Annotated in this window: 16 protein-coding genes; 9 read left to right on the top strand and 7 right to left on the bottom strand. The window is 31.2% G+C overall.

Annotated features, from left to right (window positions below; genetic code table 11):
* Window positions 1–26: 26 nt before the first annotated feature.
* The gene (locus JAO71_RS07025) at window positions 27–3,146 is read right to left on the bottom strand and encodes a PAS domain-containing sensor histidine kinase (protein WP_202999828.1); all 3,120 of its coding nucleotides are present in this window, start codon (window positions 3,144–3,146) and stop codon (window positions 27–29) included.
* Between the two features lie 421 nt (window positions 3,147–3,567).
* On the opposite strand from JAO71_RS07025, the gene JAO71_RS07020 reads away from it, so the two are divergent.
* The 5 genes from JAO71_RS07020 (at window position 3,568) to JAO71_RS07000 (ending at window position 11,232) form a co-directional block, all read left to right on the top strand.
* The gene (locus JAO71_RS07020) at window positions 3,568–8,568 is read left to right on the top strand and encodes a DUF4132 domain-containing protein (protein ID WP_202999826.1); all 5,001 of its coding nucleotides are present in this window, start codon (window positions 3,568–3,570) and stop codon (window positions 8,566–8,568) included.
* Between the two features lie 115 nt (window positions 8,569–8,683).
* Window positions 8,684–9,097 (top strand): hypothetical protein, encoded by a 414-nt coding sequence (locus tag JAO71_RS07015; protein WP_202999824.1) that lies wholly within the window; start codon window positions 8,684–8,686, stop codon window positions 9,095–9,097.
* 407 nt (window positions 9,098–9,504) lie between these two features.
* Window positions 9,505–10,020, top strand: coding sequence for a GNAT family N-acetyltransferase (locus tag JAO71_RS07010; protein ID WP_215906973.1), 516 nt, complete (start codon window positions 9,505–9,507; stop codon window positions 10,018–10,020).
* Between the two features lie 167 nt (window positions 10,021–10,187).
* On the top strand, window positions 10,188–10,805 hold the full coding sequence (locus tag JAO71_RS07005; RefSeq protein WP_116823026.1) for a hypothetical protein: 618 nt from the start codon (window positions 10,188–10,190) through the stop codon (window positions 10,803–10,805).
* A gap of 52 nt (window positions 10,806–10,857) precedes the next feature.
* Window positions 10,858–11,232: a hypothetical protein gene (locus JAO71_RS07000; RefSeq protein ID WP_028291096.1), complete on the top strand. Its 375-nt coding sequence runs from the start codon at window positions 10,858–10,860 to the stop codon at window positions 11,230–11,232.
* A 100-nt stretch (window positions 11,233–11,332) separates the two neighbouring features.
* On the opposite strand, the gene JAO71_RS06995 is transcribed toward JAO71_RS07000, so the two are convergent.
* The 6 genes from JAO71_RS06995 to JAO71_RS06970 all read right to left on the bottom strand — a co-directional run bounded on the left by JAO71_RS06995 (window position 11,333) and on the right by JAO71_RS06970 (window position 15,595).
* Entirely contained in the window at window positions 11,333–11,761 is a 429-nt protein-coding gene (locus JAO71_RS06995; RefSeq protein ID WP_028291097.1) for a hypothetical protein, read from the bottom strand.
* A gap of 19 nt (window positions 11,762–11,780) precedes the next feature.
* Entirely contained in the window at window positions 11,781–12,290 is a 510-nt protein-coding gene (locus JAO71_RS06990; RefSeq protein WP_116823027.1) for an endonuclease V, read from the bottom strand.
* Between the two features lie 4 nt (window positions 12,291–12,294).
* Complete coding sequence (locus JAO71_RS06985; protein WP_202999822.1) at window positions 12,295–12,822, bottom strand: hypothetical protein; 528 nt, start codon at window positions 12,820–12,822, stop codon at window positions 12,295–12,297.
* 29 nt (window positions 12,823–12,851) lie between these two features.
* Window positions 12,852–13,277 (bottom strand): DUF2262 domain-containing protein, encoded by a 426-nt coding sequence (locus JAO71_RS06980; RefSeq protein WP_202999820.1) that lies wholly within the window; start codon window positions 13,275–13,277, stop codon window positions 12,852–12,854.
* A gap of 15 nt (window positions 13,278–13,292) precedes the next feature.
* Window positions 13,293–14,549 (bottom strand): YncE family protein, encoded by a 1,257-nt coding sequence (locus JAO71_RS06975; RefSeq protein ID WP_202999818.1) that lies wholly within the window; start codon window positions 14,547–14,549, stop codon window positions 13,293–13,295.
* A 140-nt stretch (window positions 14,550–14,689) separates the two neighbouring features.
* A complete protein-coding gene (locus tag JAO71_RS06970; protein ID WP_202999816.1) occupies window positions 14,690–15,595 on the bottom strand; it encodes a DUF6892 domain-containing protein in 906 nt (301 codons plus the stop codon).
* A 155-nt stretch (window positions 15,596–15,750) separates the two neighbouring features.
* On the opposite strand from JAO71_RS06970, the gene JAO71_RS06965 reads away from it, so the two are divergent.
* The 4 genes from JAO71_RS06965 to JAO71_RS06950 all read left to right on the top strand — a co-directional run bounded on the left by JAO71_RS06965 (window position 15,751) and on the right by JAO71_RS06950 (window position 22,266).
* Window positions 15,751–16,806: an SMI1/KNR4 family protein gene (locus JAO71_RS06965; RefSeq protein ID WP_202999814.1), complete on the top strand. Its 1,056-nt coding sequence runs from the start codon at window positions 15,751–15,753 to the stop codon at window positions 16,804–16,806.
* A 66-nt stretch (window positions 16,807–16,872) separates the two neighbouring features.
* Window positions 16,873–19,353: a hypothetical protein gene (locus tag JAO71_RS06960; protein WP_202999805.1), complete on the top strand. Its 2,481-nt coding sequence runs from the start codon at window positions 16,873–16,875 to the stop codon at window positions 19,351–19,353.
* 4 nt (window positions 19,354–19,357) lie between these two features.
* Window positions 19,358–20,017 carry a DUF1266 domain-containing protein gene (locus tag JAO71_RS06955; RefSeq protein ID WP_202999803.1) on the top strand — a complete coding sequence of 220 codons (660 nt, stop codon included), beginning with the start codon at window positions 19,358–19,360 and terminating at the stop codon, window positions 20,015–20,017.
* Window positions 20,005–22,266 carry a tol-pal system YbgF family protein gene (locus JAO71_RS06950; protein ID WP_202999801.1) on the top strand — a complete coding sequence of 754 codons (2,262 nt, stop codon included), beginning with the start codon at window positions 20,005–20,007 and terminating at the stop codon, window positions 22,264–22,266. The genes JAO71_RS06955 and JAO71_RS06950 overlap by 13 nt, the downstream gene beginning before the upstream one ends.
* The last annotated feature ends 134 nt before the right edge of the window (window positions 22,267–22,400 follow it).

Below are 22,400 nucleotides of genomic sequence, written 5' to 3'. Positions count from 1 at the left end.
GTAATCTTTACTTAATTTATTTTGAATTATTGATTAAATGGTAATTTAAAGGTGAAGCGACTACCTTGATTAAGCTTACTTTTTACATCTATTGTTCCTCCTAATTTTTCGACTAAACTTTTTGTTATTGCCAATCCTAATCCAGTCCCTTCATGATTTCGGCTTAAGCCACCTTCTAACTGCATGAATGGTTTAAATAAATGACTTAAATTTTGTTTACTAATACCAATACCTTGATCTACAACTTGGGTAACTAACCAGTCTTTTTCTTGATCTACTTTAATCGTTATTGTACCAGAGTTGGAAAATTTTATGGCATTGTTTAATAAATTTATTAAAATTTGCTTTACTCTGCGTTGATCACTATGCAAATTAACTTTAGTTACACTAATTTCTGACACGACGGTTAACTGCTTTTTTTGTGCTTGAGGCATTAATATTTCTATAGTTTTTTCTAGAGTCAATAAATAATCAAATTCTTTTAAAACAACATCTAGTTTACCTGCTTCAATTTTAGATATATCCAAAACATCGTTAATTAAACCTAATAAGTGATCACTACTAGATTTAACCATAGACAACTGTTTTTTCTGTTCATCATTTAATGGTCCAGAAAACTCTTTTAAAAGTACACTAGTAAAACCAATAATAGAGTTCATTGGTGTTCTTAACTCATGTGACATCGTGGCTAAAAAAGCTGATTTCATTAAATCTGCAGATTGCGCTTTTACTTTTTCTTCTTCTAATTGAGCAGTGCGTTTTACCACCAATTCTTCTAATTTATTTTTATGCTTTTCTAGCTCTATTTCGGTTTTTTTAATGTGTGTAATATCTCTAATTACTCCGATTATAAAACGGTTTCCTTTATTATCTATAAACCTTGTTTTTTTAGTCGAAATAGTTTTGGTTAATGTTTTGGAGACTTCAAAGGTTTCTTCAGTAACGGTTTCTAGTCCTGAGGAAAGTACTGAAGCATCATTTTTTAGAAAGCTAAATGAGGTAGCACACGATTCATTTATAGTTTTTGTTTTATTTAAAATCTCTTCTTTAGTTAAATTAAAAAAAGCACAAGCTGCATTATTAACTAAAATCACCTCACTTTTTTCATTTTTTACAAAAACAGGATCACCAATATTATTTATAATATTATCCAAGTAAATTTTACTTGATATAATTTCGTCCTCAGACTTTTTACGCTCTGTAATATCCAAACACGTCCCTAAATAACCATATAATATTTTATTAACATCAAATAAACCAATTGCCTTGACAGACATCCAGGTTACAATTCCTTTTTTATTAATAAACCTGCAATCTATCTCAAAATCTACTTTACCAATTATAGAAGCTTGCCATTCTTTTAAAACACGGTCTTTATCTTCTTCATGAAGTCCATTTACCCAACCATAACCTAAAGCTTCTTTAAAGGATAAACCAGAATAATTCATCCATTCTTGATTAACAAAATTACAGGCACCATCTTTATTGGTTTTAAATATGCCTACAGGTGCATTGGCTGCTAAACCTCTAAATAATTTTTCGCTATTTATTAATCTATCTTCAGCAATTTTACGATCACTAATATCTATTAAAACACCTATGTAACCGTAAAGTTTATTTTGGGCATTATAAGTCCCTACAGCTTTAACAGACACCCATTTAGTTTTTCTTTTTTTGTTTAAAAACCTAAAGTCTATATTAAAGTCTTTACCTGTAGGTACTATTTGCAACCAAGCACCAACAACGTCATCCCTATCTTCTGGATGTATTGCTTCTATCCAACCAAAATCCATAGCTTTTTTAAATGGCATCTCTGCATAATCTATCCATTGTTGGTTAACAAAATTACAAGCACCATTTAAGTCTGTTTTAAATATTCCAACTGGAGCATTAGCTGCTAAACCACGAAAAAGTTTTTCACTATTAATTAGTTTTTCTTCAGCAATTTTTCGGTCTGTAGTATCTAAAGCCATACCTATGTAACCATTAGGATTGTTTTCAGAATCATAAGTCCCAACAGTTTTTACAGACACCCATCTAACAGTATTGTCTTTATGTTTAAATCTAAAATCTGTTTCAAGTTCAAATAAGTCAGACTTCATGTAATGCTCCCACTCGACCACTATTCTGTCTTTATCATCAGGATGAATTGCTTTTGACCAACCATAACCCATAGCTTCATCATAGGTAATTCCTGCATATTGTGTCCATTTCTCGTTGACATAGTTGCAAAACCCGTTAATATCTGTTTGAAAAATAGCTGCAGGTGCTTTAGATGTTAATCGTTTAAACAATCGCTCACTTTCAATTAATTTTTCTTCATATCTTTTTCTTTCAGTTATATCTGTAAAGTATATGGATAATCCATCTTCTGTGGGATATACCCTGTTTTCAAACCATTTATCATTAGGTGCAAAATAATCTTCAAAAAACTGTGTGCGTTGTGTTTTAACTGCTTTTTGGTAAGCATCATAAAACTTACTCTTAACAATATCAGGAAACTCGGTCCAAAGGTGTTTACCTAAAATAGATTTAGGATCACGTTCTATTAACTCTGCAGCTTTTTTATTGACATATACATAGCACCAATTACTGTCTAATAAAATAAACCCATCAGTAATATGATTTAAAGTATTTTCTAGTTTATAGGCTAATTTTTTATGAACTATTAGATCTAAATATTTTTTTCGATAATTTAATACTGAAGATAAATCGTTATTTTTTAAAAAGTCAAAAAGGTTATATGGCTTATATTCGGTAGCATTTTGTACTAATATGATATATGCAATAACGTCCTCGTCTACATCTTTAATATTAGAAACATAAGCTATTATTGGGTATTCATTCCCTTCTTTATGTTGATACAATCCATTAAACTCACCTTTAAGTTGTTTTTTAATGATTTTATCAAACCTTGCGCTAAATTCATCATGTTTATTTTTTGGCCAAAAAGGAAATGGAGCTTTAGCACCTAAAAGCTCTTTTTTTAAAAAACCAGACATGTTACAAAAGGCATCGTTTGCAATTATAATTTCGCCAGTAGTATCAAAGACTAGAAAACCTTCTTCTAAAGATTCTAAATAGTCAGACGTAAAACCATTTAATTGGTTTAATTGGTTTAGTATGTTGGTTTTCTTTTTAGTCATAAATTTTTTGCAACAGCAACAATTTAGTTTTATTAAATTATTAATAATTTAACATTAAGGGAGAACAGACTAATAAAGCATTAAAATAATGTATTAAATTTTAATACAGGAATTATTTAAACAAAAAAACATTTCAATATTAGGTTATCAACCCTAATATTAGACTACTAATTATTGTAAGAATATTCAAACAGATTATTATTAAAGCTCAAAAAACCCTTTCAAATCAGCTTCATAAAATCAACTTAAAAATAGCATTAAACTATTTGTACTAAAGGATTCTCTTTCTGTCTTAAAATCAAAAAAATCATTAAATACAGTGAGTCCAAAAAAATTAATTACAAGTATATTGCCTACACTTATTTAAGCCTATTTAGATAGGTTATTAATTACGACTAATTATAAAAAAGAAAATTACAGTATGATTCCTGTAGAAGACGCACATAAATACATTAAAACACATAGCAAACCAGCAATTGACAGATTTGACTTTAGACTGTTTTCACAACCATATAGAGTATTAGCCAAAATTTTAGGTCAAATAGAAAAAGAGAAACACGTTAATTATTATGTTGACGATTTTATTGAAGCTTTTGACAACCCTATTACTATTAATCCTTGGGCCAATCCTGAAGGTATGCGCTTAGGCATACAACTTTACGGAGTCATACAAGCGCCATATTTAGCATCGTTATGGGATTTTATTGACACATTACCCTATCAAACAGGTTATGATAAAAAAGCATTTAGATCTAAACCAAACAAAACCATTTTAATAAATAAACTAGATTATTTTATAAAGTTTTTAAACTTTAGTCGTATTGGCTTTAATGGTTTATCACTACAAGAACATTTTCAATACAGTACCTATTACCCAAACGCTAACAGTTATTTTTTAGCTACAGTATTACACAATGCAGAAGGCATGTTTGATACATTATTAGACGATATTATTCAAGGTGAAGATGAGATTGGTGGTATAAGTGCTGATATTATCAAAGCCATGCTATTGTCTGAAGACCAAAAGCATTGGGAAATGATCGGAAAACTTTTATTGGCAGCACAACGCCAAGAAGGTTTAAGACAAACCATCTTAGAGGCTTTAGATTATGCCAGTCTTGGTGCTTTTAAATATATAATCAATATTGTTATAGAAAACAACTTAACTCGATTTAGTAGTGTTACTAGAGCTATTAATACATGGTTTGGTTTAAATTGGGAAACTCCTAAAAAAACAACTTTAAATCGTGTATTAAAAACTGCTCAGTCATTAATTTTAAATCTAGCAGAAGTCGATACGCTTTTAAAAAGCAAAGATAATTTAGAAGTCTATATTGCCTTATGGTCTATTGGTATTTTAGATGTAGATCGTGCTAACATTAAAGCATTAGATATTGTTTTTACCTCAGAAGACAGAAACAAAAAGATCTTAGCCCTCTATTTTATCTATCAAACCGAAAGACGTAATGAGGCATTGGTTGACTATTTTATAACTCAGGTTGGTAAAGATTATGCTTTAGACCATTGGATGACTGTAAACTTACCAACAACAACATTAGATAATACGACTTTTGAAAAATTATTTAACGTTGCCAAAACGGTCTCTGAAAAAGACAAAACCATTGAAAGTAATATCTTTTCATGGTGGACTTTTAAACCTGGACCAAACTATTTTTTTAGATTTTTAATTAATAGTGCCACAGAGCAACAATTAGAAATTCTTGGTAAGGATTTAGACCAACTTCCAACCGAGTTTAGAGAAAACTATATCTGTAAAGTATTTCCTAAACATTACAGTTACTCTTTTTACAGTTTAAATCAAAAAACTAATAAAAAAGACCAATTAGATTTAAATCAAACGTCTTGGAAAAGAACATTAGCTAGACAAGCGGTTTACAACCGTAATGAAATGGTGATGGCGACTGGTTTAAATATTTTTAGCAAAATGCATCTTTATGATGAAGATTTAGAGATTGCACAAGATTTATTAAGACGAAAAAGCAAAAGCTTACGCACCAACCTAATTACTTTAATAATTTCGTTAAAAACGTTTCGCATGAGGACTTGCGTAACACATTTAATATCTGCTAAAAACATAAATCAAAGACTTGCTGGTTTAGAAATCCTAACATTATTACATGACAAAAACAAAGAAACTTTGTTTATTGAAGATCAAATAAACCTTTATAACCAACGTCCTAAAATCACTATAAACGAACAGGTTTATTTAGATAAGTTTTCAGACACTAATAAAGAGTTTAATTTCAGTAATGGGTTTGGCGTCATTGACTTTTCAAATCTTACAACTTTATACCAACCTAAAAGTTGTTTTGAGAACAAAACTAGCTTTTTTGATAAATTAGGAATTTCTACTTCACAAACTTCAGGATTTAAATTCAGCGAATTTATTGATACTAATAAAATTATAATCCAAGTTAACCTATTAATAAACATTGTTAATAACCACAAAAACCACGAATATCAACATGAAGCTTATCAAGGTGAAATACAAACTTTATACATAGAAAAAGGAATACACGACATAAAACGATTAAATGAAGAGGCTTCAGCTTTGGATAAGTTACACAACATCCCATTAGCTAATTTATGGATTGAATGGTACGACAATAGTGGTTTAAATGATTTCGAATTATACGCTGTAATAAGATACTTAAACCATTGCAGTTACCCGTTTGGACACTACAAAGCTTTAGAACCTTTTTTAAGACAATACTATCCTGATTTAAACGGTTTAAATCTAAATGCAAAAGACAACTATCACGTCAAATTACACAACTATAAAACCATCTTAAAACGTTTGTTTTATGCTTACGCAGAAACTAATGTTATAGGTTCGTTTAAATTAAATGTATTAGAAGACATTATTGCTAACTTCCCTAAAAAATATAAGCTAACCAGTTTCCAAGATAATGGTTACCATTATACAACCACATTTAATTGGACCAGTATTATATTACCACTGACTCCTAATTTTGGAGTACAGTCGTTAAACCAACTGTCTAAACAAGAGCTTTTAAGATACTGGAATATCCACATGTATTTAGTTGCTCAAAATTACTCACATCCTTCAGATGCGACAAGTATTGATGTAATTACAGAAAGTAATAAAAAACCTAAAAACCTAGAGTTTCCTAATATTGAAATAACAATTAAGCTATATCAAGAGGGATTAATAAATGTAGACGACTTACTCTTTCAAGCACTACATTCTAGCAGTTTAATGACCATTATTGATGGTGGATTTAATTACAGAATGAACTACAAAAAAGGACTCAAACAAAACATGATTCCTAAACACGTCTTTCAGCCTTTAAAAACTAATTTATTAGAAACAGAGTTAGAACGAGGTGATCTTCCAACACCTGCTTCAGGATACGTTAGTGCGATTCATAAAGTTGAAGGTGTAGATTATGTCTTCAGGATTTTAGAACGTTTAGGCAAAGAAAACTTTGAACGTGGCTACAGCTATTATGGTGACAGTAAAAAATCTAAGTTTAGTGCCTTACTAAAAAAGACTATTTTTAAAGAAACTGAAGACTATGCAGACTTTGCTAAATGTGCAGATCAAGCTAAAATCCCTAAAAAACGATTAATAGAGCTTGCTTGTTATGCCACACAATGGGCTGATGTAGTTGGTCAATATTTAAAAATAGATCGTCTTGAAAATGCTGTTTGGTGGTTTCAGGCTCATGCTTCAGATTATATGAATAGTGAAAAGGAAACTATAATTTCACGTTATTCAGAAATCCCTAAAAACGATTTCAACCTTGGAGCTATAGATATAGATTGGTTTAACAAAGTATACAAAAGCTTAGGTAAAACCAACTGGAAACTGCTTCACGAAGCAGCCAAATACATATCTGATGGTAATGGTCACAGACAAGTAAAATTATACTCTAGTGTCATGTTAGGCGAAGTTAAAATCACTGAAACCCTAAAAAAAATCAAAAATAAACGTGATAAAGACTACGTTCGTGCATTAGGTTTAATTCCTTTAAGCAAAACTGTTCCAGAAAAGGACGTTTTAAAGCGTTATAATGTATTGCAAGACTTTTTAAAACAAAGTAAACAGTTTGGTGCACAAAGACAAGAAAGCGAAGCCATTGCTGTTACTATAGCATTAGATAATTTATCTAGAAATGCTGGTTATAAAGATCGTGTTAGGTTTGGCTGGGCAATGGAAGCTAAAGCCACTAAAGCTATTATGGATCAAGCATTACTAACCATTGATAATACTGAAATGGAACTAGTCATTAATGCTATAGGTAAAGCTGATATTAAGGTTACCAAAGCTGGTAAAACCTTAAAAGCGATTCCTGCCAAATTAAGAAAAGACAAACAAGTTATTGCGCTTAAAAACAACAAAAACTATTTATCAAAACAATACAGTCGCACGCGTTTATCCTTAGAAAATGCAATGGTAAACGAAGACCAATTTACTGCCTCAGAAATTGATAAGATGATGCAACATCCTATTGTAAAAGTAATGCTTAGTAAATTAGTATTAATTAACCCAGAAACAAAACTATCAGGATTTTACAACAACGGAAGTTTAATGGATACCACTGGTAAATCGCAAAAACTTACAGCAGACACTATTTTATGTATTGCACATGCCTCACAGCTGTATCAGGCTGTACAATGGGATTTATATCAAAAATATTTGTTTGCAGAGCGTATTACACAACCCTTTAAACAAGTGTTTAGAGAATTGTATTTAATAACTAACGACGAGCGTGAACATAGCAACCGATCAGAGCGTTACCAAGGTCATCAAATTCAACCTAAAAAAACCGTAGCATTATTAAGAGGTCGTGGCTGGACTGTAAGCATGGAAGATGGTTTGCAAAAAGTATATCACAAACACGGTTTTATTGCTACCATGTATGCTATGGCAGATTGGTTTTCGCCTTCAGACACAGAAGCACCAACGCTAGAAGACATTTGTTTTCAATCCATTGACACTTACAAAACCATTCCATTAACAGAGATTCCTTCGGTAATTTTTAGCGAAATAATGCGAGACATTGACCTTGTTGTTAGCGTTGCACATGTTGGTGGTGTAGATCCCGAAGCAAGTCACAGTACAATGCAAATGCGTGCTGCATTAGCTGAAGAGTCTGCAAGGTTATTTCAGCTTAAAAATATTACGGTTAAAGAGCGTCACATATTTATAAAAGGAACCTTTGGAGAGTACAGTATACATTTAGGTAGTGGACAAGTTAGTAAAAATGGACTAGCTTTATCTATCATACCTGTACATAGTCAACACAGAGGTCGACTATTTTTACCTTTTGTTGATGAAGACCCAAAATCTGCCGAAATTATTTCTAAAATGAAATTACTTTCTGAAGACAATACAATTCAAGATCCAACAATTTTAGCTCAAATAAACAGTTAATTTTAAAACAATAATGGCGTTACCACACTTAGGTGTGGTCGGACTTTTGTTGCAAGTCCTCGTGCTATTGCACTGTGGGCTTTTCACGACAATCCCTAACGCAAAAAAACATCCAATGCAACTAACATTACAACTTAAAAGAATAGGCAAAAAAAAGGTAAAACTTGTTCCGTTTACTCTAGATAAAACACCTAAAACTTTAAAGCAATTATTAATTGCTTGTGTCACAAATCAAGTAGAAGCATTTAACAACAAACGGTTAGAAGTAAACGTCGTCGGTTTTTTAAGTCCTTCAGAAATACAACATCAAGCTACAACCGGAAAAGTAGATTTTGGTGAAATAACTAATAAAACACTTGCTAATTTACAGCAATCCATAGACAATGTATTACTTGCTTTTCAGGATGGACTATTTGTTGTTTTTATAGACAACAGTCCAATAACAGACTTAAAAACAGCCATAACTATAACTTCAGATAGTCAAATTGCTTTTATCAGAATGACATTTTTAGTTGGCACCTATTGGTAGATGATTTAATAATGACCACTAAAATCTTAAAAAAACAATGAGCAACACTAATTGTTAACCACAATAAAACATGAAACAACTTATTAGCTAACACAAATTTAGGTAACGAAGCTTCCAATTATTGGGATATCACTTTGCAACCTACTCACATTTTGATTACTACTTTTAATAACACTTTCAGTTTTAAACATGTAATATTCACATTTGATGTTAATTTTGGTCTGTCTTATAATAATGATTACAAGCGATTTACAAAACAAATTTCTGGACATTGTAATTACCAACAGTTAGACGCTAACAACATAGTACTTCAAACTTTAATTCTAGATTAAAATGTTATAATTTAAAAGGAATAATTACATAGTTTTGCAAAAAAAACTTCAGTATTAAAAAGTAATAATTTTGAAATGATTACAATCACAAAAGCCAAACCAGAACATTCAAAATTAATAGCAACCCTTGGTAAACAAACCTTTTTTGAATCGCATGGTCACAGTGCTTCAAAAAAAGATGTTGCAAATTTTATTAGCAAAACATATAACGAAGCTACTGTTTTAAAAGAATTTGAAAATAAAAATAGCCTATACCATTTATTGTATGTTGACCAAACATTGGCTGGTTTTTCTAAAATCCAATTGCAAACACCAAACATCAATATTAGTGACCAAAACATCACCAAATTAGATAGAATATATCTGCTTGAAGCTTTTCACGGTAAACAATTAGGAGCTAGATTATTAGATTTCAACATTAAACTATCAAAGCAAAACAATCAAAATGGATTATGGTTAGTTGTTTGGGTAGATAATCATAAAGCTATTAATTTTTATAAAAAGAAAGGATTTGAAATAGTAGGTGTTTATGATTTTAAAATATCTGAAACACATAGCAATCCTAATCATGTTATGTTTTTAAAACACTAACACTTCCCTACTCCAATACAAGATTAAACAATTAACAAACAACAATATAAAATACTAATCTTGAAAAAAAAAAAGATTAACAACTAAATCTTTAAATCGCTGAATTCCGTGATACAAAAAGTAAGTCACTTGTATAATTTTGTTTAAAACAATCAAACATAATTATTATGAGCAATACCATTCATGGTCCAGAAAAAACACCAGAAGAAATAGAAAAAATAGTAGAACAAACTAAAAATAGTGATCAAAAAATATATCCTATTTTAAAGCCTAGCAATTGGGTTGGTTTAAAAGCTGGAGCATTAAGCTCGACATTAATTCCTGCCGAAGGTGAAACTAACGGTGTTGTAATTGGTTATGGTATGGATACACCAGACAACTTTGTGTTTTTAACTAAACAACATTTAGAAACTATGGATGGTAAGCAAATTACAAAAGAGGCTTTTGAAAATTTAGAACGTTATGACAGCAATTTTGAATTAGTTGGAGCTTTAAACAATAAAGCACTTGCTACCAATGGTAAAGACTTTTCTAGCGAGATCATACTTTCTAAATCTCACATGCTTAAAGCGCATGCTATGTTAGAGGCTGAAGAGTTATTGGTATCAATACCACGTAGGACCTGTATGACTATTGTTTCTAGACAAGCAGATGAAGACACACTAAATAAATTTGCTTACCTACATAACCATACCTGGAATGATGACAGCTTTGGAAATGCACCTATAACAAATTCGTTTTTTATTGTAAAAGCAGGAACCATTGTTGGACACATACCATTGTAATAAATAACCATTGGTTTAAAACACTTTTTCTTAATTTATAAATTATAATATTTTGAAATATCTAGACTTTAGTATTAATGCCAGAGTACAAAACTTAATGGTAGACGTTTTTGATGCGGTAAGCGCATCAAAAGAATCGGACATAAAAATTAACGAATTATTAGACACCAGAAGTATTTTTGAGCTTGTTTTTGAAATTGTAAATACGACAGATTTTTATAATCATGATGATAATTTCATGCTAATAAAGTCTTTAAATATTGATACCAAAACACAAAATAAAGAAGAAGCGCTATTTAATACTTGGATGACTATGGGTAAAAATCTAAACACATCTAAAACACAAGAAGAATTTAATGCAAAATTCGCCTTATTTGTACCCATTATTTTAAAACGTATGGAAGCAATAAATAATATATCTGCTTAAACCATTTTAACTGAATTACAAGTAAATAAAAACCATAAAAAAAGCCCTTTTACATCATTGTAATCGGGCTTTTTTATTATTTAGGAGTAACTAAAGCTTACTAAGAATAAGCTTTAATTAGTTTGTTTAACGTCATTTTTGTTTTATACAAGCTACCATCATCATGCCGAAAAATATATAGCGTTTTACTATCGTGTCTGTCAATAAACAACAAATCACCTTCTGTATTTTCACCAATGGTAAGGCTTGCAGATAACATTAACATAGACCACTGTTTTCCTTTTTGATCGTAAACCGTTGGTCCTAAAATGTTTTTTAAAGTATTTACATAGGCTTTTAAAGCTCTAACTTTACTTACTTCCATACCATCTATAGTTGTTAGAGCAATCATTTCTTCAAAACTAAATAGTTTAAAATCCTCCTCTTCAACAGTAACTGTTCTTGGTTTTTCTTTAATAAAATTGCTATAGTGTTTTGTAAATAAATTATCAGCTAGATTAACGTTGTCTACGATTAAATCTTCATTCATATTTTAACTCTTTAATACTTTATTTATTAGTGTTTTCTTTAGTTTTTGTATCAACAATCTGCAACAATGTTGGCATTCTGTAGTTTCCGTGCATACGTTTTATGGCGTTGCAAATGGCATCTGTATCAACACCTATAGACGTGACATATAATGGTTTTTTACTTTCACCACGAAACACTTTTTTAAACACCGAGGTTTTAGACACAAACTCAGACTTAGCAATGCCAACAACAGGGATTTTTCCTTTTAAAGCTTGGTATAAATAACCACCTAAACCTAAATGTTTTTCTTCTAAAATAACGTAACCATCAACGATTATTAAATCTACTGTTTCTAGATTTACTTGTTTTAATGCACTTAAAATACATGGTAATTCACGCTTATAAAAAGATCCTGGTTGGTAATCGGCTACACCTTCAATAATATCGGTATAAATTTGTATTGGCACTTCGTCTTCCCAATCGTTAAAACTTACCGCAATGGTTTTAGCTTTTCCGTCGTAATAATAGGTGTCAAAAGCAAGTATCATGTGTTTAATTATTTAAAAAGAACACACCCGAATCTAGCATCCCAATTGGATGTTTTGTGCGCTCGGTCCAGTCTTCATTATTTAATATAGCATTGGGTTGTAGTTGTATTTTTGTCTCTAAACTGTTTCTACCAACTTGTATTATTTGCTCTTCTATATTAGACGTAGTGCTGTTGAAAACATCTCGATAGACCTCATCAAAATGCATTAGTAATATTTGGGTTTTATCTTCAATTTTATAAATATCCAAGACTTTAAAATAGGCTCCAGAAGCAATTAAATGAAACCCATATTTAGCCACTTCAGGATTTATGGCTCCTAAATTTGAAGCGTTATTTGAAGCAATAGCAAAGCGTACAGTTTTAGCTAAACCTTCAGCTTGATTAGAGACATCTGTAAAACCACGCTCTTGTATAATTTGATTTATTTTGTAGCGCGTAACCAAATGTTCTGCAAGCTCACAATCTCTGTAATACATGGTTAAACCAGAAAATGTATGTTGATAGGCTTGTTCTATCTTTGTGTTGTCCATAACTTTTTATTTTGATAATTTTAGTGTAATTACCCAAACATAGTGGTGTCTTCAAAATTTTCACCATCAAAAGATTGAGCAATTAATGTATGGTAACCAAACATACCATCTTCATTAAAAAACACATCTATTAAATCTGTTGAAGTAAAATTTATAGCTGTAATGGTTAGTTTGCTTATAAATGCCTCTTTAATTAATTGCGGATACCCTTCGTCTTCATCTGCCCAATTATCATTATAATTATCTAAAAAGTCTCTAGTAATAGCTTCTATTGCAAGTTGTTTATAGGCTTTAAAATTGCTTGCTACATTGTTAGCTAATGCTAAAGTTTCGTTTAAAGTCGCATCATCAGGACTTAATCTAAACACAATAGCATCTTCATTAAACGGTAATACTATTTTGTAACTACCTTCTAAATCTGGGTCTTTCTCAAGGTTATTTGTAGTGATTTTCATAATTCTGATTACTTATTACCATGTTCTAATAGGTTCGTCTTTCCAAATCACCAATCTAAAATCTTCGTAATGTTGACCTGTTCCTATAGTATGATTATCTCGCAATCCTTTATCCAATTGCAGTTTATGTAGCATTCCAGAGTATGATCCTACCCATAATGTCTTCTCATCTTCAGAAATAGTCATTCCGCTAATGGTAGATCCTAAAAAGTATTTCCAAATGCAATCTCCTTTAGCATCTATAGCTTTTATATAACCGTAAGCATCGCCTAAAATGTAGTATTTTGAAGTCGCTATACCACAATACACACGCATACCATCGTCGATAACCGTAAAATCCTCACTGTCTTGATAAGCTTCGACACTAATCGTTTCAAGGTCTGAGGTATCTACACCAATAGTAACACCATTGTAAAAATGACAAGAATTTGTAATTAGCTGATTATCATTTTTAGAAAACAAACAAAAATGCGGATAAGACGATTGCGGACCAATATCCCCTAATTGCGCTCCATCGCTATTTAAAACACGATGATCGTAACATTGATCGCCAACAACTATATACTTGTTATCATTTGACAGTGTTGCGTTTTCCATATCCAAATATGGTTCCCACTCTTCATCTTCTGGATCAGGTAATGGATGAATCCTATGTTCTGTTTCATTTGAAATAATAAAAATCCCATCTGATGATACTAGTAAGACTTTTTTACCATCATTAAACGGAATCAAATCTGTTATTGCTATATCTTTTGTGTCTTTTAATTGAAACGTTGATATTATTTCACCTTCCCAACCTTGAGTGATTACAATAGCATTATTTGAAGCTATAGCAAATACATTGTTTTGTTTGGATTTACCTATAATATCTATTGAAGCATCCAACTCTAAAACAGTAGTATTATCAAGAATATAAGCTTGACGTTTTTGATATGCAGTACCAACCAAAAACACAATTTTTTGTTCCGTTATAAAATTGAGTTGCGAAATACTTTGTCCTTTATCTTTTAAAAATTTTAATAAAGGTGTGTGTGCTGGCGGAAAATCTTGTCTAAACTGCGCAACTGTATTGTTAGTATTAGCATCCTTTAAAAGTTGAAAAACAGCATCAGACAAATGGTCTCTTTCATCTTTAGGGTCTTCTCCTTTCCAATTCTCCCAACCATTGGTATCGCCAAATTTAACCATCTCATTTACAGCAATAGCATATTGACTACCCAAGGTATTCCATTCTGTTTTTATCTCGTTTATTTTCTGATTGGTTAGTTTCATTTTTTATACGTTTAATGTTATAGCACTAAAGTTCTTCATTAGTTGTTCAAAATTATAATTAAATGTTATCGTTTTAATCACTGAAACTAATGATATCTGTAAATAACCACATTAGACTTTTATGAAAACCTAACAGTCAGCTACAACCACTCTGCATCTATTCCTGAGGCAATCATCTCATCATACGCAGTATCTGTTGCATAACATAATGTGGCTTTTTTTAAATTATTAAAATGCTTAACATCTTCACTGGTTTTAATGTCCCAATAGTCTACAGCTCCACCAGAAAATGGTGATAAATTCATATAAATATCATTACCTCCATCCTGATAAATTTCGGTTAAAGCAGGTGCCAAACGTTTAGGGATTGGTAAGTCTTTAAAATACTGTTCTACTTCAGGGATTTGATTATATCCTTCTTCATCTATATTAATGTCACGCTTTTTGTACCATTTAGCAAATTCGTAAATATCAAATTTAGGTTTAAGCAACCCTTTATTATACATTAACTCTTCTATAACAGATAACTTAAAACCAAAATCTTCAAAAGGTATTATCGCTTCCTCTAAAGGTCTAATGGTGTATTTGTCTTCTGGTATGCCTTCACTTTTATCATAAGGTTTATAAGTGCTTACTTCAATAGCATTAACCCCTTGTTCATCTGCATCAAACCAAGCACTAATGGTATTAGAGACTAATGCACCTCCATCATCACCTTCAAAAAGCTTAACACACTCTTTTTTATTGGTTTTATAATATTCAATAATATCATGATTATGATATTCAAATTGGCCATTAAAATGGTTTGTAGGACTAAAATTATAACCATCAGGTTTAAAATTAGCGGTTAAAGACTCTGCTAAAATTCCGTTTTTAGAATAACACGTAATTCCTAAATCATCCCAAGTATATATGGTATTATTTTTAGTTTTAAATGCTCTAAAATCATGATCTAAAACTCTTTTTAAAGCGCTAATAGAAACCGGAAATTGGATAGCTACAGTATTTATCTGAAGTCCAATAGATGATAATTGTAGTGAAGTCATAAATAAATTTAGTGTTACAAATATGCTTTATTTACTTTGATTTTTTCTAACTGTTTTCAGTGATATTTATTTTATTAAAAATTAAAATCATTAGTTTCAGTGATAAAAACTTACAACGACTAAACTACTTTAGCGCATTCAAAATTTATACTAAAATGAAGACAATCGTAGATTATACAGATCGTGTAAAAGACATGAAGTGGGAAGATTTTAATTTTGAAACCATCTCCATCAACACCTTACCAAAACTAGATAACCCAACACATTATAAAAACAGTTTTATTTTTAGAGATGCTTTATTACAAGCTATAAAAGACCATTTTAATCAAGCCGTATTTAAACTATTATTTATCACTCCTGATCAGAGTTTAATCAGAAAATTTTATGGCATTGCGTTTTTAGACAACAAAACTATTGCAACTGTAAACTTTAAAGTGACGCCTACTTTTAAGACTTGGTTTGACGCTATTGATAAAAAGGATAAAAACCAACAAACAGATACCTCAAACATATATTCGTTTGCTGATAATTTATTTAGTAAACAACCGTCGTCTAATTATGATAAGGAGTTAATCATAAAAAATACAGACGAATTTATTATGCATCAGATACCCAATCAATTTATTGCAGAACAATTGACTAAAGAAAAAACCGATTTTATTACGCCTTACATTGAGTTAGACGTAACTTATAATTTGGATGATATTAAAACGAGTTTTGAAACCTTAGTAGCTAAAAAAAACTTAATCGTTACACCTGCAAAAAATAATGATACAGCTTATGCTAAGTTTAAAAACGAAGCTGGTTTTGACTTTCCAGAGATTTTAAAATCATTTTTGACCTTGCATAATGGTGTTAAAAACACTGCTTTTATGTCTGCCGAGCAAATTGTACTTGAATGGGTGAATTGGAAAATGATTTATGACGATTGGACACAAGGCGATTTGTTAGATAACTACAGTACAAATGAAGGTAAAGCCTTATTAATGTACACAACACCCTATTGGATTCCGTTTTTTGACTTACAAAACGGAAACTTTTTAGCTATAGATTTTGCGCCAAATACAAAAGGGGTTCCAGGACAAATCATCAGGTTTGGTGCAGATCAAGAAATTGGTTACATAGAAGATAAAAACTTAAACAGTTTTTTATTAAACCTTGCTAATGACCAGTCTGATATCGAAGATTTTGAGTGGCTACAAACTAACTAAAATAGCAGCTCAACCAACCCTAGTTTACTACCAAAAGTGAATCTTAATTTGAATACATCCGTATAAATGCCATCTATATTTAAAGAAGTCATACTGCCTAACCTTAATCTAAAAACATTAGAAGCATCAGAACAACAAGTGCTAATTACAATTTTAGAACTTTTAGACATCACAGATAGTAAGGTTTATAAAGATGCTAAAGACAATCCTTCAACCAAAACTTTAAGCCCTACATTTACTAATACACTGGCTCAACAACTATACAATCATCCAAAACTATATAGTAATACGCAACAAGGTATAACCTTTGTTTTGGCTTGGCTTCCGTTGGTAAAACAAGGTTTTTTTCCTGACAAAAAAAGTACTGAACTATTTATTCATTTTTTTAAATTCAATTTAAATTATTTTGAATCTGAACATTGTCATCAAACCGTTAAAAATCAAATTTTTGAAGTTATCAAACTACTTTCAGAAAGTACATCTGAAGCTTCAATAGTTGTAAATCAGTTTTTAATAGATAGTATTTTTGATCTTACAAACATCGTAAATTCAGACTTTCTAATAAAACAATGCATTCAATTTAATATACTAAATTCGACGTATTCTGCTAATCAAAACAAAGATACTCTAGACACGTATCCGTTTAAAATTAACGACACGTTTATCAAGCATTTTTTTAATAATGATTGGTCCTGTTTTATTACTGCATTTCATCAAATATTACCTGTTGGTCATGTTTACAAATCCAGTGCCTATACTATAATAGCTAATTGGTTATCGTCAGACCTAGCAGATTACTATGCAAATAACACACAATCAGTACTAGAAGCGCTTGAAGCAATAAAAGAGCGTTGGATTTTTGCAGAAGTTAAAAGTACTGCACTTTTACACCTTAAAACAAATAACAACCACTACCCTTTTATAAATGCCTTAGGTGCAAAAACTTGGGACTCTGGTGATGTTATTTTATTTAGTGACCTTAATAAAGGCATTCCACAAAATCTTTTAGACCAATGTTATCAGCAATTTTTAGAATGGCTAAGCATAAATAAAAACCTACATTTTAATACCGAAGTATTTACAGATTTTGCCAAACCACTATTACAGCAAGCGACAGCTTCCGTATTACCTTTAACAAGTCTTGCGTTTTGGTTTAATACCTGTCACCCAAAATCTGGGATAAAAAGTCAAACCGAAACTTATAATGCTATTTTTTCAAAGTTATTACTTGATGATAATCAAAACGCATTACCAAGTATGCGTTATCAAAATGAAACTTTTAAGCTAACAGGACCTTTTGTAATCACACATGTGTTTCAAAACACTAATAATTTAGATGTATTTTTAAAAGGTTTTCAAAACTGTGGTATTTCAAATCCTTTAAATCAATTTTTAGTTCGCGTGTTTTATGATGCCAATCAAGAATTGTTTAATTTATATAATAAAGAGCAACTTGAAGCTTTACAAATATTTTTGCTAGAACTAGCTTACTCAGCAACACAAACTGAAGACGCTATTAAAACCCAAAACCTTCCATTTATTGTTAACACATTAAGCGTTTTATGTGTAGACTCTGGTAATTTTACACGTGTAAACCAAATTTGGGCATTAAAAGATATTGATCCCTGTATTACAACGCTTTGCAATACATTTGCTGCTAAACATTATCTAAACCCAAATACTCCATTAACACTTAATCAAATACAAGCTTGGTTTAGTTATTTGTCAGACTATTATTACAGCTTTAAACAAGAAGCCATTTGGGTAAATGACATGCTAACAACACAAGGTGTGCGCACTGCAAACTTCTTTAATAAAATTAATGATGATGTCAGCTACTTTTTAGACAAAGTCATAAAAAACATTATAACTATACATCAAAAAAGTAAAAAGACAGAAATCGATAATGACGCTACACCTCAAACATGGATAAGTATAGAAGTTTTTTTAATGGACTTTCTAGATCAACTAAAAACAAACAAACTTAATGCTAATACGGTTCGTTTTTTATTTGAATACTGTACACTCCAAACCAATGGTTTTACCTCTCAAGACACATTAAATAATAGCATTACAACATTAAACAACCTATACTTTAATACAAAACCCGAAGCTGATAAAAGCAACACGTCTTTAAATACTGTGGACATAAAAATGCAACCTAATGAGATTAATCAAAAGTTTGTAGATTTCGTGCTTTCTAACCTAGAGCAGTACCCTCAAACCAAAATTTATGACACAGAAGCCCTAACGTTTTTACTGGACAACATAACCGAGTTTAAAGTTTGGCTACAAAATGATCCAAATAATATAAGGCCTAGACTTAGTCAGGCACTTTACATAACCTTATTAGATACTAATTTAGCTTCAAACGCTGCATTAGCAACGTTTACTAACTTATGTAAAACACTGTTTATACAATTAGTAAAAGGGACTAAAATGGCAAGTTCTTATGCTATGGGTTTAAAAACAATGGTTAAATCCGGAGCTTATCCAGAAGATGTATCTACGGTTTTATCACAAGTTGCTAAAGACATAATCGCTTAAAAAAATGACAGACACTATCACACCAAAAATTCAAGATCAACTTAATTTATCGGCTTTAGTTTTAAAAAAACACCACAAAAAAGCAGACTTATACAGTTGGTCAGGATTTGACTTATCAGAAGCGTTACAGGTCCAAATGGCTAAAAGACTGTTAAATTTATATGGTATAAAATCTGGGTTTCATTTACGTAATAGCTTACAACGCTATAAAAGCGGACAAATGGTATCCAATACATTTCAAAAATTAGCCACCCAATTCAGAATGGATTCAACCACGTCCTTTGAAGCTAAATATAATGCTGAGCAAAATCCAAAAACCAAACACATTTACAAATTAGTGTGGACGTATCGTTTTAGTCTTAAAGATCAAAAACTTATAGGCTATGAGATGGCCAACTATATTTTTCAAATGCGATTAGGTTTAGTCTCTGGCTTTATTACAACTCACGAAGTCCTTTTACGACTAGAAGACGCTAACAACACTATAAAATCTACTTTTAATAGTTGGGAAGCCTTCCATAATAACGTCTGTTTAGGTTATGAATACGTTTTAGGACCAACCGAACAGGATATTAGCAAATTTCCTGGAACAGATACCCTTTGGGACACGTATCAAAGATTACATATTGAACAAAAAAATGAGTTTAAAGTATGGAACACATAAGTTTATCTAGAGAAGACGTTATTGCATATATCCAGCGTGCTGAAGCATTATATAAAGCCAATTTATATAATGATTTACAAGCTGTAATGACTATAATTAAGGATAATTTAGAGGCCTTAGACGAGGACAATCACACGGACTACGCTAGGTATTACAGACTTTACATGTTATACATCAGTGTTTTTGAAGACATAAACATACCGGTTTTAGAATCTTACTTAAATGCTTTAATTAATATAAACGAAGTACAAGCCTCAGATTTTGAATTTGTTTGTAGCTATTATACAACATGTCAAGACTACGTGTTTCATAAAGCCTTAATGTTATACCCTCAAAACGAAACTTTACACATTCATTATGCCTTAAAACTAAAAGAAGAACAGCGTTTTGAAGAAGCAATCACCACCTTAAAATACATTTTAGAATGTTATCCTAGTTTAACCGAAGCTAGATTTTTACTAAGAGATATTCAAGCTGCTTTACTAGATCAATTATGCAGTTCTGCTCAAGAATCTGATGCTGATCAACTATTAGAATTAGCGTCATCAACCCATAATTTAGACGTTTTAAAAGGTTTACAATTAGACGACCGTTTAGATCAAACCAATTTGCAACTAGCTAACATACAAGTGGCTTTATGGGAAAACAAATCGGTTGAGGTTTTAAAACAATGGAAAACAGAATGGAAATTTTTGGACCTATCAGTCACTACTCAAATTGTATTAGCAGACTACGCTAAAGCTTTTATGCTGTATGAGATGGTCGCACAAATTGTAAAAACACCTGCAACACCACAATTTCCTGAGGTGCAATATAACACCTTTACGCAGTATCAAAATTACATGCAGGCCTTAGTTAATGCTGGCTGGCAGCAAGCACAACACAGTTATGTACAAATAGGTAACGCTGCTTATTATTACACTAAAAATAAAACGGTTTTAGAGCAAGCTATCGCTCAAGGCTTAGCCTTAACCCCTAATAACCCTTTATTTTTTGTTTTAAAAGCAAAGTCCTTTTTTCTAGAAGCTAATTATAAAGATACAGGAGCTATGTATCATGTAGCGTTTAAAAATGGACTCAGAACAAGCGAATATTTATTATATCTCTTGGAAATTAATAGCAGAATAGAAAGCTGGCAAGGTATTTTAGATATTGTGGCTCAGTTTCATATTAAAAATCCACCAACACTTAAAACGCTTTATTTTAAAGCACGAGCATTAGTTAAACTACAACAGTTTGATGATGCTTTAGTGGTTATTAATGACGCTTTAACTGGATTTCCTTTACCACCTCATTCGTATGCACCTTGGTTTTATAACTTACGCATGAGCATTCATAAAATCAACCAAAACTACGACGCCTTTTTTGAAGATCTTAATTCTGAAATCTATTATTATCAAGAAGGGGATAGCGAATATTGTAGTACCATAAATATGGCTATTGAAGTCCTTTTGGAAAAGGAAGATTATGAAGAATGCTATAAATACGCCATCTATAATCATGAGCAAGAGTATTTATTACCAGAACTGTATCCAGTGTTTCAATGGATTTGCTTTTATGATTTTTTAAATGAAAAACCTGAAGACATCAATGACGCTTCCATTGACGATTTAATACCAAATCCAATCACTTTTACCGACTATCGCAATAATGGTTTAATCCATTGGATGACAGGAGATACTAATGCTGGTGCAGACGCCTTAGTAAAGGCTGCATCATTAGCAACTAATAAAGCCTACTATTTTAAATTAGCGTTAGCATGTGCTAAAGAAGGGAGTAATACTATAAAAAGCATAGACATTTGTGAGGTTATTAAAACAGAAACGCCTGAAGCCTATGATTGGAATATAGAGTACGACTATGCAAACCTCTTGTATTTAGCAAAACGATACGACCAAGCTTTACTTGCTTTTAAACAATTATTAAAAAGTTATCCTGATCATTCCTTTTTTAATTTTCCAAAGGATCAAAACAACATGCTGTTACAAACTTTAAAAAATATAACGAAAGCCTTGAGTAAAGTAGAAGATAACGTCAAATATAATGCGCTATTTTTAAGTAAAGATCAACCTTCGGTTAGTGCTTTATTAGAGCATCTAGAATGGATTGACACCTCTAAAACAGATGCCCTTTTTAGTCGTCATAATATATTAGAAAAAATCATGCATTCTGACACAGCATTTGAAAACAACCAAACGGAACGGTTAAAAGCAATCAAATCTAAAATAAGCACAACCTATTTCAGTTAAAGTTATTAGTATTTAATGTAATTATTCCCTAAGCACATTATCCTTTTTATAGCGTGTAGGATAACAAGATATAAAAAACCCTCTTAATATATTAAGAGGGTTTAGAGGATTGCTAAATTTTACAAACCATAAAC

Source organism: Olleya sediminilitoris (genome assembly GCF_016785945.1).
GTDB classification, from domain to species: Bacteria; Bacteroidota; Bacteroidia; order Flavobacteriales; family Flavobacteriaceae; genus Olleya; species Olleya sediminilitoris.
This window is presented reverse-complemented; position numbering and strand designations above follow the sequence as displayed.